Source organism: Cloacibacillus sp. (genome assembly GCA_036655895.1).
In the GTDB taxonomy this organism is placed as follows: Bacteria; Synergistota; Synergistia; order Synergistales; family Synergistaceae; genus JAVVPF01.
Genome location: JAVVPF010000027.1, coordinates 31,736 through 44,754, shown reverse-complemented (window position 1 = coordinate 44,754; position 13,019 = coordinate 31,736). Strand labels below are relative to the sequence as shown.

Below are 13,019 nucleotides of genomic sequence, written 5' to 3'. Positions count from 1 at the left end.
TCAAGCGCAATGTCGGCGCCGCCCGCGTCAAGGTCGCCGCTTATGACGAGCTTTGCGCCGTCTTTGACGATGAGCTTCGCTCCGCTAAAGTCCGCCGGGCCAAAGAGCGTCAGTTTTGAGCCGTCCGCTATTTCAAGATCGCCATTCTTCCACACAACGGCGCTTGCGATGGCAAGATCGCTGCCGCGCACCGCTTTTATCTTTGTGAAGTTCTTTATGGAGGCGGCAAGCGGCTCTTTTGTCTTGACGTTCTCAAAGACGAGTGTGGAATCTCCTTTGACGGAGCCGATGTAGTCGGATGGAACGGGCAACCCGCTGCCGTCAACTGAGATGTCATACCCTTGTCCTGAGAACGTGCCGCGATACCCATTGAACGAGGTAATGTCTTTTAGCGTAACCGTTGCGTCTTTGCTTACGACGGCCTCGCCCATGCCCATTACACGGCTGCCGCCGGCATAGACGCCCTCTCCAAACGCCCCGCCAGAGCCGGGGACCAGAGTAAGCGCGGCGATTCCGCGGTCTCCCTCTATTGTTATCGAGCTGTTTCCGGCTATCGCGTCGTAGCCCATACATCCTTGTATGGCCCCCGCGCCAAAGACGTTGTTGAGCCCCCTGCCTCCGGCGATAGTTACGCTGGCATTGCCAAGAATGACGCTGCGTCCGCCATTGCACGCCGCATCGTTAGAGAGCGCGAGCGAGCCGGGCGTCACATAGGTGGCACCGGGATACCAGAAGTCCGCGCTTTCTATGCGTATGTTGACGTCGTTTGAGATGACGACCGTTCCAAGGTTGTAGGCCCCGCCGTGGACCGCACCAGCCGCGCCGTTTCGCACAATAAGCTCCGCGCCGCCGATGAATATTTTTGAATCTTTTTTCACAGCGTACCCCGATGTGAAGATGCCGTTGACCTTCGCGCCCGCATTGTCCATTATGAGCTTCGCTTTGCCCGCTACGCTTCCGGTCTTTGCGTCGTCCACCCACGGTCCAGCCGCAAAGGCCGTATCATTTGAAATTACGTGCCACGCGCCCTGCACGTCGAGGAGGCTGTCGCCGCCGACGCGGTTGTTTTTTCCGGCGGCAAAGACGCGCGTCCACGATATTTCAGAACCGCCGCCAAGCGTCACCTTTGTGTTTCCGCCTATCGTGCTGTTTTGGCCTCCGCCGTAGATGTTCTGCACTCCGGGATGCCCAAGTATCTTTGCTCCGGCGCCGCCTATGATAGTCACCTCCGCGTCGCCCGCGGTCGTGGTTCCGTCTCCGCCCCCAAAGAGGTTAAAGGAAAACGAGCTGTTAGCCGCGCCGCTGTTGTCGATAGCCGCGTTCAGGTTGAAAGTAAGATTCGTCGCGGCCGCGTCCCCCGACGCCGCGCAGAAGACAGTCGCTTGTTTTATCATGTCGGCCGTGAGAGTAAAGGTATTCGTCCCATTGGCGCGCGGAACGTACGTAGTTGTGTTATCGACGGTTGTGACCTGCCACTGGCCGTCGCTTTCATTTGCCGCGCCATTATCAAGCGTGCTCAGCCCCGGCTCCGCCCAGGCGAACAGCGCAAGCGCGGAGAGCAGCATTGCGAGTATGATAGCGATATCCCTTTTTCTCACGGCCTTAAACATCATACGTGACCTCTTTCTTTTTCTGTTATAAAATTATAAAGACCCAGCCTATCGCCAGATGGCGGTAAGTCGGGTCTTGATTTCCAAACAATCGTATGCCGTAAATACAACTATTAAAAACGTTATTCAGTTGTGTCGGGCAACCGGCTGTCCTGCTCTTTCGAGTTTAGACCCGTGGCTTTCCGTCCCACGCTTTCGTGTGGTTTGGCGTTTTGTCCGCATCGCAAATAACGAGAAAGTATGTATTTGCCAGCACATTGTAATGTGCGGCGGCGGTTTTGTGAAGCCTCTTTCAAAAAATTCAGTATGATTTTTTATTGGTAAACCGCGCAAGGCAAAAGACATTACGGCAAGACGGAATATCCCCCCGCGTGCTGCTTGCGGGGGGACGGTTTTTTCTTTTATCGTTTGTTTGGCGCTGTCGTTCGTTTAGCGCTGTTGTTCGTTTGGCGCTATTGTTCGTTTGGCGCTATTGTTCGTTTAGCGCTGTCGTTCGTTTAGCGCTTTGTTTTCCTTCCGCGCATCGCGGCCGCAGCAACGGCGAGCATCGCTATGCCCCCTGCTCCCGCAGAACAGCCGCTTGAGCCGCTCCCTCCCGGCGCGGGCTTTGGATCGGGTCCCGGCTCAGGCTCAGGCTCCGGCTCAGGCTTTGGCGGCCCGGGCAGGACGGTGAGGTGCGCCTGCACTTTTGCTTTGTAATCTCTTGCTCCAGCTGCGGCGAGGGCGGATACGGTTACGTCCGCGCTGCCTATCGTGAGGCCGGTGACGCGCGCGGCAGTTACGTCGCCGCTTACCGCAAAGTTTTCTATCTTCGCTATATCAGGAGAGGCGACCGCTTTAAGTGCGGCGCTTGCGCCCGGGTAGGTGCGCACCGCCATCTCCGATGAAGTATTTACAGCGGCCTTGAGCTCGTAGTCGTCAAAGAGGATGGTCGTGACGGGAGTGCCTGCCGCGTCGAAGGAGGTGACGTCTGTTGACTGAGGATTATAATCAATTCCGATTCCTATCGTATGCGCGTCGGCGAGCCAGCCGCAGTTGGTCACGGTGGCGACGTCCATGTTATAGCCCGCCACGCCGCCGAAGTTGCTAGTGCCGTTGACGCTGCCGGTCATCGCGCTGTTGCTCACCGTGCCGCCGTTCATGTTATAGCCCGCCACGCCGCCGACGTTGCTAGTGCCGTTGACGCCGCCGGTCATCGCGCTGTTGGTCACCACACCGCTGTCGTTCCTGCCCGCCACGCCGCCGACGCCGCCGAAGCCGCCGAGGCCGCTTTTGCCGTTGACGCTGCCGGTCATCGCGCTGTTGCTCACCGTGCCTATGCGGTTAACGCCCGCCACGCCGCCGATGCTATCACTGCCGTTGACGCTGCCGGTCATAGTGCAGTTGGTCACCTTACCTATGTTCCATCCCGCCACGCCGCCGACCTCTTTAGTGCCGTTGACGCTGCCGGTCATAGTGCAGTTGGTCACCGCGCCGTAGTTATGTCCCGCCACGCCGCCGCCGACATCACTAGTGCCGTTGACGCTGCCGGTCATAGTGCAGTTGGTCACCGCGCCGTCGTTCTCTCCCGCCACGCCGCCGACGCCGCCGCTAGTGCCGTTGACGCTGCCGGTCATAGTGCAGTTGGTCACCACGCCTTTGTTATATCCCGCCACGCCGCCGACGTACTCTCCGCCTGCTACGCAGCCTGAGAGACGGATGCCCTTTACCGCGCCCATGCTGCCGATCTGTCCGAAGAGGCCCTGATCCTCAGCGCCAGCCTCGTTGATATAGAGGCCCGTTATCGCGTGTCCGCCGCCGTTGAAAGTTCCCTTGAATGGTTGCGCGTATGTTCCTATCGCGGTCCATTCGCCAGCGCTTAGGTCTATGTCGTTTGAGAGGGTTATCGTTTTGTCGGAGAAGTCCTCCGAGCCGGCGTTTACAAGCTTAGCCAGCCCCGCGAGCTGCTCCGCCGTCGTGATGGTGAAGGCGGAAGAGGTTTTATTGTCGTCGTACCATTTAGTGTCGGCGGAGGCGGCCCAGTTTTCCGTAGGCGCGGCTACGACCTTGACTTTGCAGGCCGCTTGTCGGCCGTCTGTGTGCGTAACGGTGATATTTGCCTCGCCCGACGACGCTGCGGTGATGTCGCCTGAGTCGGTTACTTGAACGATACTTTTATCAGATGTCGTCCATGTCAGCCCTTTGCCGGTCGGGATGGATGTCACTGTGAGCCGCATCGTCTGGGCGTCCGCAGAGGTGACGTTGACGTTTGCTGCGCGCTCCGCGAAGATCGTTACTTCACCGGGCGTCACCGCAAAGTTTGAGGCGTTTTGCGCCGCGAATGAGCGCATCATTATAAAAGGGGTAAACGAGATCACGGCAATAAGCGCCGCAAGCACAAAAATGTTTAATCGTTTACCCCCCCCCCCGCATCCTGTACTAAAGTTGCGGACGCTTTTGATAGTTTTGACGGTATGTTCTTGATAGCTCCAATCATCGTTATTCCTCCAAGCCCTATAATATTTATGATTTCAAAGTGCGCTGGCAGACAAAACTGCCGCAAGTCAACGCACGTTTAGTGAGAAGATTATAATGGTTTTTGCGTAAATGCACAACAACAAAAAATACCGCAAGACAAAAAACCAAAGCCGCCGAACCAAAACGTAACCGCCTCCTAACCAGTCAGGAATGAAAAAACATAATTGCGGCGCTCTGCCCGCCGCACAAAAACACTGCGGCAGGAGGTGAGGCGCCAAATGCCATCTAAACGAGGCCGCCCGGTTTTCTCGCGGCCTCTGGTGCGTTTGCGCGGCGCGGCGCGGCTTTGTTATTTTTGGTTTCTGTGCGATAATAAAATGGCGCTTAAAATGACGGCGCAGGAAAGGGAGCTTGCTCCAAGCAAAGACAAGGACAGATAAGCGAAGAAAGAGAGTGTGTCAAAAAAATGAGTACAAAAAGCAGCGGCGCGGCATCCGCGCGCGAATCGTTCAGCACAAGATGGGGCTTTGTTTTGGCCTGTATAGGCTCTGTGGTGGGAATGGGAAATATTTGGATGTTCCCCGGAAGAGTCTCGCGATACGGCGGAGGTTCCTATCTTATCGCATATATTCTGTTTGTTGTGATAATCGGATTTTCGGGCGTCATCGGCGAAATGGCCTTTGGCCGCGCCACTGGCTCTGGGCCTATAGGCGCCTTTCAAAAGGCTTTCAAGAGCCGCGGGTGGAACGAAAAAATAGGTTTTTGGCTGGGGGTCGTGCCGGTCGTAGGTTCGCTTGCCCTCGCGGTGGGATATTCCGTCGTCGTCGGCTGGATACTTAAATATACTGTAGGCTCTTTTGTCGGCTTTTCGCTTTCGCCGGACTCTCTTGACGGCTTCGGCGCGGCCTTCGGCGGGATGGCGCAGGCTTTCGGAAACACGGGATGGCAGCTTGCGGGCCTTGCCGCTACATTTTATATAATGAGCGCCGGCATCACAAACGGCATAGAAAAAGCAAACAAGATAATGATACCGCTTTTCTTCGTGATGTTCGTCGGCCTGGGCGTCTATATCGCCTTTCGCCCCGGGGCCTCCGAAGGCTATAAATATATTTTCTCGGTGGACCCCGCCGCCTTCCGAAACCCTATGACATGGATATTCGCGCTGGGGCAGGCTTTTTTCTCGCTGTCGCTTGCCGGCAACGGGACGCTTATTTACGGCTCATACCTGAAAAAAGACGTGGATATAATCAACTCGGCGGCGAAGGTGGCTTTTTTTGACACGGCGGCGGCGCTGATAGCGGCGCTTGTCATAATCCCGGCGGTGGCCGCGGCCGGCGCAAGGCTGGACGCCGGCGGCCCCGGGCTTATTTTCATTTATCTGCCGCACCTTTTTAAAAGTATGCCGGGCGGCAGGCTCATCATGATAATTTTCTTCCTTTCCGTGCTCTTTGCCGGTGTGACGTCGCTTATAAATCTCTTTGAAGTCTCTATCGCGACGCTTCAGGAGAGGATGGGGCTCTCCCGCGTGAAGGCGGTGCTTGCGATAGCTGTTATTGGAACAGCCTCCAGCGTGGTGATACAGGGCATCGTCGGAGGCTGGATGGATTTCGTATCTATTTACGTCTGCCCGCTTGGCGCCGCCATGGCCGGCATTATTTTCTACTGGGTGTTCGGCGGAAAGTACGCAAGGACGGAGCTTCAGAAGGGGCGCGCAAAAGAGATAGGCCCGTGGCTTGAACCGATGACAAAATATGTCTTCTGCGTCATGACGGTGATAGTCTTCATCCTAAGCTGCGTAACACCGGGCGGCATCGGGTAAGTTCGTGTTTTTGTCAGGGCCGTGGGATTCCGCAGCCCTGACAAAAATGCTGGAGCACCTCTATTCCTTTGGCGGTATAGCGGCATTTGGTGTATTCTTCATCGATCCAAAAGGCGGCCTCCAGCGCGTCAAACTGCAATACACAATATCCAGAATCCTCAGGGCCTCCCGGGAAAAATCCCTTATAAAAATCTTTCCACAGGCTCTTTCTTACCGCTTGATCTTCTACGATTTTTATAGTTCCAGTCATTGTGATGACGTCGTGCCCGTTACTGCACGCTATCCCTGATTTTGGGTCTTTTTTAAACTGCGCTACTTTATGCGTCTTAGTTCCCGTGGTGAAAAATATGCGTTCGGCTCCCTGTGATGCCGCTATGTTCATAAAAAATATGCGTGGATACCCATCTTCCGTAATGGAAGTAAGTTCAATGGTTGTACATTTTTTGATTATTGCAGCCGCCTTTTCTTCAATCGGTATCATTCTGCTCTTGCCCCCTGTCTTTTCGACTATGCTTGGTTTAAAGTTTATGCTGTGACTTTATCTTACAGCCCTGCGCAGCTCATAACGCAGGTACAAATACTTGCCGCTCCCTCAGCCGTCTTAGCTAAATATGAGCGGCTATGGTTACGATAAACCGTCTGGGGGGACTCTGCGGCAGAAAAAGACGGCGAGAGCTATTTCATCGTAATCATACCTATGAATAAATTGGGAACAACGTCCACAAAGAGAGGCGGAGAAAAATTCTCCGCCTCTCTTTTTAAAGCCTCGCGCTTATCGGCGGCGAATCGCCCGTTTTTATTTTTGTTTATTACTCTTCCCCGCCGTTCGGTTCTTCGCCGGGTTCTTTGGCTAGCGCCTCTTTCAGGAAGGAGGCGAGCAGGTTGGCGGCCATTTTTTTGCGCCAGGAAGCGCTCTTTCTGGGGTTCACTTCGTCATAGACTGTGCGCGCCGCCTCGTCTATAAGCTCCGCCGTGAGTTCTTTGCCAAAGAGCGCGGCCTCCGTCTTTGGAAGACGGATGGGCACGGGGCTCATGCTTCCGGCTCCCGCGCGGAATTTGGTGATGAAGCCGTCGTCGTCGAGCGCCATGCAGAAGCCAAGCGATATGCGGGAGAGTGTTAGCGCTTTGCGTGAGCCTCTTTTGCAGAATTTCTGTATCGTGCCGCTTTCGGGCGCTGGGATTATTATTTCGGTGATGAGCTCGTCCGGCGCGCGCCGCGTTGTGCGGTAGCCTTCGATGAATACGTCAAGCGGCAGCTCGCGCGCGCCCCTCACGCTTTCGAGCGCTACGCGCGCTTCAAGCGGCAGCAGTATTGTGGGAAGATCCGCCGCGCCGGAGGCTGTGGCTATGTTTCCCGCTATTGTGGCGCGGTTCTGCACTGCGGGCGCTCCGCTTCTGCGCGAGGCTTCGTGGAGCGCGGGGAGGTATTGGCGCACGAGGGTGCTGCGGACGATGTCTCCGTTTGTGGCGCAGGCGCCGATGTGGATATCTCCGGCGGATTTATAGATGCCCTTTAATTCTTTGAGGCGGCTTAAATCTATCGCTTTTTCGGCCTTGAATTTTCCGTTTTTTATGTCGGGCACGATGTCGGTCGTTCCCGACAATATGGCGGCCTCTGGGGTTGCCGCGAGCATTTCAAGCGCCTCTTTCAGCGTTTCGGGCGTCATATAGTTTTTGTCGCCGTCGCAGGTCGGGTGCGGCAGTTCACCGGAGCAGAGGTTTTCACGCTTTTTGAAGCCGGCGCAGTAGCCGGACTCTACGGCGGCGCGGACCGCGTTGTAGATGCGTTCGTAGCCGGTGCAGCGGCAGATGTTGCCGGAGAGGGCGATTTTTATCTCGTCCAGCGACGGACTGGGGTTTTCTTCAAGCAGCGCGCGCGCCGCGATTATCATGCCGGGGGTGCAGAAGCCGCACTGTATCGCTCCCTCTGTTACAAAGGCCTTTTGCAGCGCGTCCATGTTTTCGGAGCTTCCGAGCCCCTCTATGGTCAATATTTCGGAGCCGCTTGCCTGCATCGCTGGAACGAGGCAGGAGTTGACGAGCCTTCCGTCCATTATGACTGAGCAGGCGCCGCATTCTCCCTCGCCGCAGCCTACTTTCGTTCCTTTGAGGGCAAGCGCCTCTCGCAGCACGGAGGAGAGCATCGTCATCGGCGGCACGTCCGCACGCAGTAGTTTTTCGTTTACCGTAAGCTCTATCCTCATCTGTCTGTCACGCTCCCCGTTGTCTGCGCCTGTTCGGCTTCAAAGATTTTTTCGCCCGTCATGGGGCACGAATGTGAGAATATCCCGGCCGCGTGGTCCAGCGCGGAGATGAACGCGGGCGCGCCCGCGTCGCAGGGCAGCTCGCCAATGCCTTTTGCGCCGTAGCATCCGGCGGGGCACGGGTCTTCCACCAGCGCGATTTTCCACTCGGGAGCGTCCATCGAGGTGGGGACGAGGTAGCTGTTCATGTGCGCGGAGCTGAAATTGCCGTCCGGCTTTATTGTGAGCTCTTCTATGTGCGCCCAGCCGAGCGCCTGGAGCACGCCGCCCGTGAGCTGCGCCTTGGCCTGCATCGGGTTTATGGCGCGCCCAACCTCCGCGGCTATGGCGGTGCGGAGGGGGCTTGCCTCGTAGGTGTCCATGTCGACTTCAAGCTCGACTACGTTGGCTATCCACGCGTAGCCGTGGTAGGCGTCGCCTTCAAATTTATCGGCGTCCCATTCGAGGCCGTCGGAAAATAGGTTATACCCCAGCGCTTCAAGCTGGCCGTGGGAGCGCAGATATTGTTTTGCCGAAGCAACCAGCTCCCCCGCGGCAAGCGGCCCTCTGCCGTCCGCTATGAGCGCGCGGAGTTTGCAGCAGGCGTCCTGCACGGCTTTGCCCGCGTACATCGTGGTGCGCGAGGCGACTGTGGGGCCGGTGTTTGGAGTGTATTTGGTGTTTGGCTCGATGTATTTTACGTCGGCTAGCTCAACGCCCAGCGCCTCGGCGGCCACCATCGGCAGCACGGTTGAGGCGCCCTGCCCCATCTCGGTGCTGCTGGTGTAGATGCGGAAAATTTCGCCGTCGAAGGTGACGCGCGCGGTTGTGCCCATGTCGGCCTCGCCTGAGCCGGTGAAGCCGCCGCCGTGCATCGCGACCGCTATTCCTATGCCCTGCCTGCGCCGCCGCGACCTCTCCTGGCTGTAGAGGGCGCGTTTGCGCCTGTAGTCTGAAAGTTCCGCCGCTTTTTGCAGCACGGCGGCGGCGTTGTCGCTCTCTTGCAGCGTCTGCCCAAAGGGGAATTTATCGCCGGTCTTCATCGCGTTCATGAGGCGCAGGTCGAGCGGGTCTATTTCAAGCCGAGCGGCGGCCAGGTCCATTGTGCGCTCCATCGCGAATATCGCCTGCGGCGCGCCGAAGCCGCGGAAGGCGCCGTTTGGCGGAGTGTTTGTAGCCCACGCCGCGCTTTTTATGCGGACGTTGGGCACGCTGTAGACGCCCGCGGCGTGCAGGTGCGTGCGCTGGAGCACGACGCGGGTAAGCGTCGTGTAGGCTCCGGCGTCCAGGTTCATCACGACGTCGAGCGCAGTTATTTTGCCGGCCTTTGTGAGGCCCATTTTATAATGGCTTTTTGAGGGGTGGCGTTTCGGCGTCACAAGAAGGTCTTCCGAGCGATCGAGCGCCATTTTTATTTTTTTGCCGGTGACCCAGGCAAGCAGCGCGGTAAAGCAGCCGATGATTGAGGGATAGTCCTCTTTGCCTCCAAAGGCGCCGCCGGTCGCGCTCTGCCGGACTACCGTTTTTTCCGCGGGGAGCCCAAGCATCGCGGAGACCGCGCCCACTACATAGAACGGGCACTGAAGGGAACCGACAAGCTCTATGCCGCCGTCTTCCGTGCGCCAGGCGGCCATCGCCTGAGTTTCAAGGTACATCTGCTCCTGAAGGCCCGTCTCCCAGTCTCCGGAAACGACGACCTCCGCCTCTTCAAAGCCGGCCTTTATGTCGCCCCGCTCTGTGAAGTAGCTGTCGATGCAGTTGTCGTCTCCCCAGATGACGGTCTTTGCGCGCTCGGACTCCTCTATTGAAAAAACGGGCGGCAGCGGTTCGACGCTTGCCTCGACAAGCGCAAGCGCTTTGTCCAGCGCCTCCTGAGTCGGGGCCGCGACGAGCGCTATCGCCTGCGTCGTGTAGTTTATTTCGCGTTCGGCGAGCACAGGATAGTCGGTGCGCACGATTGCCACATAATTTTTTGCGGGAATGTCCTTCGCGGTGACGAGCAGCGCGCCGGTTTCATCGAAGCCCGGAAGTTTGCGCACCTCTTTTAAGCGCCCGCGCGGCGTCTGCGAGCGCACGACGCCCCCGACCCAGCAGCCCGGCAGTTCCAGATCTTCCAGAAACTTCACCTCGCCGGCCGCTTTGACCGGCCCGTCGAAGCGCGGGACCGACCTGCCAATTATTCTGAATCCTTCGCTCATAGGCTGACCTCCTCTTGATACTTATTATCCTTATTTAATGTTAATATTATACTCTCTTTCGCAAAATTCAATACGCACAGTTCGCACAAGAGGCGGCGCCCTATGCTTCGTCTATCTCCGACAAGACTATCTCTATGACGCGGTTTAAAATATCTTTGGGCAGCCGCTCGATGAATTTATAGTTTCTCGCCTCTATATCAAGCGATTTGATATGTTCGCATTCGATGGCGCCCGTGGTCTTTGTCCTTGAATCTAGCGGAACGTGCAGCGGAAATTGCTTTAGGTTGTTTGTAACGGGACAGACGACGGCCATCCTTGTGGCGCGGTTGAAAAAACTATTGCTGACGACGACGGCGGGCCTGTGTCCCGCCTGTTCGTGTCCGGCCTGCGGGTCAAATTCCAGCCAGAGGAGGTCTCCCTGCTCTACCATATTTCCTTACCCACGGGCGCGCCCCAGTCTATCTCGCAGCTCTCGTAACCGCCCTCATAGCCCGCAAAAATCTGCTCTATTTTTCTGCGCTTTACAGTGGTTATCTTGGTTATGACGATTTTTTCTTCCTCAACGGAAATTTCGACCGTCTCGTCGGCGGCGATGCCCGCCGATTCCAACAGATGTTTTGGAATCCTTATGCCCTGGCTGTTGCCCCATTTTTGTATCGTCGCCTGCATTTTCATCCCGTCCTTTATTTTTGTATATACATAGTATATACCCCTCTCGTTCCACCCGCAAGCAAAAGCCGCGAAGCGGATACCGTCAGATTGGGATTGCATAAAAGCAGGGGGCACCTTAGAATATATATGTGGATATCACAGAATTTTTTAAATAGTATAACTATGAAGGGAGTAATTTCTATGTCTAAAGAAATCGTAAGCACGTCAAACGCTCCGGCCGCCATCGGCCCCTATTCTCAGGCGGTAAAGGCGGGAGGGTTCCTCTTCCTTTCAGGGCAGATACCGCTCGACCCGGCTACTATGACGGTAGCGCCCGGCTGCGTCTCGTGCCAGGCGGAACAGGCGCTTAAAAATATGAGCGCGGTGCTCGCAAGCCAGGGGCTCACCACGGACGACGTTGTAAAGACGACCGTCTTCATCAAGGATATGAACGATTTCACCGCTGTCAACGAAGTCTACGCGAAATATTTCCCGAAGGACGCGCCGGCGCGCTCCTGCGTCGAAGTAGCCCGCCTTCCAAAAGACGTCCTCGTCGAAGTTGAGGCTATCGCGGCTTTAAAGTAACCGTCCAACAGGCCCTCTGTCCGTTTGCGCCGGAGGGCCTGTATTTTTTTATATTTTTTATATTATCAGGAGGTGTTTATGATGCTGCTGGTAGGCGGAGGCATACTTGTCACGCGCGACCCTGAGAATCCCGTCATTTTCGACGGATGCGCTGCAATCAACGGCACGTCTATAAATTCCGTCGGACGTACCGCTGTGCTGCGCGAAAAATATCCAACGGCCAAATTCATTGACGCAAAGGGCGGCCTCATAATGCCCGGCTTTATAAACAGCCACATGCATTTTTACAGCGCCTTTTCGCGCGGCATGAGCGTGCCGGGCGAGGCGCGCCACGACTTCATGGGAGTGCTTGAAAGCCTCTGGTGGCGTCTCGACAAGGCGCTTACGCTGCGCGACTGCCGCTACAGCGCGCTCGTCTGCCTCGTGGACGCGATAAAATGCGGCTGCACGACGATCATCGACCACCACGCTAGCCCGCGCGCGGTGCGCGGGAGCCTTCGCGAGATAGCGGAGGCGGCGCGCGAGGCGGGAGTGCGCACGTCGACATGTTATGAGGTCTCCGACCGCGACGGTCAGCACATCGCCTACGAAGGCATCAGGGAGAACATGGCCTTTCTGGACTGGGCGCGGGACGAGAACGACCCGATGATCGCCGGAAAGTTCGGCCTTCACGCCTCGTTTACCGTGAGCGACCTGACGCTTGAAAAATGCCGCGAGGCGATGGACGGACGCACGGAGGGCTTTCACGTCCACGTTGCTGAGGGCAAGTCCGACGAGGAAAGCTGCCGCGCGGAGCACGGTGAAAGCATTGTGCGGCGCTTCCACGACTTCGGCCTCACCGGGCCACGCTCAATATTTGTGCACTGCATCCACACGGACGACGCGGAAATCGAGCTGCTCTCCGAGACGGAGACGGCGGTGGTGCACAACCCCGAATCAAACATGGGAAACGCCGTAGGCGCGGCGAACGTCCCAAAGATGGCGGCGCGCGGCGTGAGGCTGGGCCTAGGCACTGACGGATACCTCTGCGATATGCTTCAGGCCTACAAGATGGGAAACGCGCTCTGCAAACATTCCGCCTGCGACCCCGCCTCCGGCTGGGGCGAGCTTCCCGCCATGCTCTTTAAAAATAACGCCGAGATAGCGGAACGCGCCTTCCCAGTAAAAACCGGAATGCTGAAAGAGGGATACGCGGCTGACGTCATCGTGCTGGATTACACGCCGCCCACGGAGCTGAACGCCGGAAATATAAACGGACATCTGCTCTTCGGCGCGTCGTCGCGCGGCGTAGTGACGACTATCGCAAACGGCAGAGTGCTGATGCGCGACAGGCGCCTCGTCGACCTCGACGAAGAAGAAATCGCAGCAAAGGCGCGCGAATGCGCCGCCGGAGTCTGGAAGAGATTATAAATAAGCGGCGGCGTCCGCTCGTTTGAGCGTGACGCCGCCGCTTTTT

Annotated in this window: 10 protein-coding genes and 1 riboswitch; of the genes, 3 read left to right on the top strand and 7 right to left on the bottom strand. The window is 57.0% G+C overall.

Annotation, left to right across the window (positions count from 1 at the left end; genetic code table 11):
* Positions 1-1,613: hypothetical protein (locus RRY12_09365; protein MEG2184875.1), on the bottom strand; the 1,613-nt coding region annotated here is incomplete at its 3' end.
* A 132-nt stretch (positions 1,614-1,745) separates the two neighbouring features.
* A riboswitch (cyclic di-GMP riboswitch) is annotated at positions 1,746-1,829 on the bottom strand.
* A gap of 278 nt (positions 1,830-2,107) precedes the next feature.
* The gene (locus tag RRY12_09360) at positions 2,108-3,967 is read right to left on the bottom strand and encodes an Ig-like domain-containing protein (protein ID MEG2184874.1); all 1,860 of its coding nucleotides are present in this window, start codon (positions 3,965-3,967) and stop codon (positions 2,108-2,110) included.
* A 566-nt stretch (positions 3,968-4,533) separates the two neighbouring features.
* Here RRY12_09360 and RRY12_09355 point away from each other — a divergent pair.
* Positions 4,534-5,886: a sodium-dependent transporter gene (locus tag RRY12_09355; protein MEG2184873.1), complete on the top strand. Its 1,353-nt coding sequence runs from the start codon at positions 4,534-4,536 to the stop codon at positions 5,884-5,886.
* A gap of 13 nt (positions 5,887-5,899) precedes the next feature.
* Here the strand turns inward: RRY12_09355 and RRY12_09350 are convergent, their stop codons facing one another.
* The 5 genes from RRY12_09350 to RRY12_09330 form a co-directional block, all read right to left on the bottom strand.
* On the bottom strand, positions 5,900-6,367 hold the full coding sequence (locus tag RRY12_09350) for a pyridoxamine 5'-phosphate oxidase family protein (GenBank protein ID MEG2184872.1): 468 nt from the start codon (positions 6,365-6,367) through the stop codon (positions 5,900-5,902).
* A gap of 328 nt (positions 6,368-6,695) precedes the next feature.
* Entirely contained in the window at positions 6,696-8,090 is a 1,395-nt protein-coding gene (locus tag RRY12_09345) for an FAD binding domain-containing protein (protein ID MEG2184871.1), read from the bottom strand.
* Positions 8,087-10,327 carry a xanthine dehydrogenase family protein molybdopterin-binding subunit gene (locus RRY12_09340; GenBank protein MEG2184870.1) on the bottom strand — a complete coding sequence of 747 codons (2,241 nt, stop codon included), beginning with the start codon at positions 10,325-10,327 and terminating at the stop codon, positions 8,087-8,089. The genes RRY12_09345 and RRY12_09340 overlap by 4 nt, the downstream gene beginning before the upstream one ends.
* A 100-nt stretch (positions 10,328-10,427) precedes the next feature.
* Positions 10,428-10,757: a type II toxin-antitoxin system PemK/MazF family toxin gene (locus RRY12_09335; GenBank protein ID MEG2184869.1), complete on the bottom strand. Its 330-nt coding sequence runs from the start codon at positions 10,755-10,757 to the stop codon at positions 10,428-10,430.
* Positions 10,751-10,996, bottom strand: a complete 246-nt coding sequence (locus RRY12_09330; protein MEG2184868.1) for an AbrB/MazE/SpoVT family DNA-binding domain-containing protein — start codon at positions 10,994-10,996, stop codon at positions 10,751-10,753. Before RRY12_09330 ends, RRY12_09335 begins: the two co-directional genes overlap by 7 nt.
* Before the next feature lie 183 nt (positions 10,997-11,179).
* On the opposite strand from RRY12_09330, the gene RRY12_09325 reads away from it, so the two are divergent.
* The gene (locus tag RRY12_09325; protein MEG2184867.1) at positions 11,180-11,563 is read left to right on the top strand and encodes a RidA family protein; all 384 of its coding nucleotides are present in this window, start codon (positions 11,180-11,182) and stop codon (positions 11,561-11,563) included.
* Between the two features lie 78 nt (positions 11,564-11,641).
* A complete protein-coding gene (gene ssnA / locus RRY12_09320; protein MEG2184866.1) occupies positions 11,642-12,973 on the top strand; it encodes a putative aminohydrolase SsnA in 1,332 nt (443 codons plus the stop codon).
* Positions 12,974-13,019 lie beyond the last annotated feature (46 nt).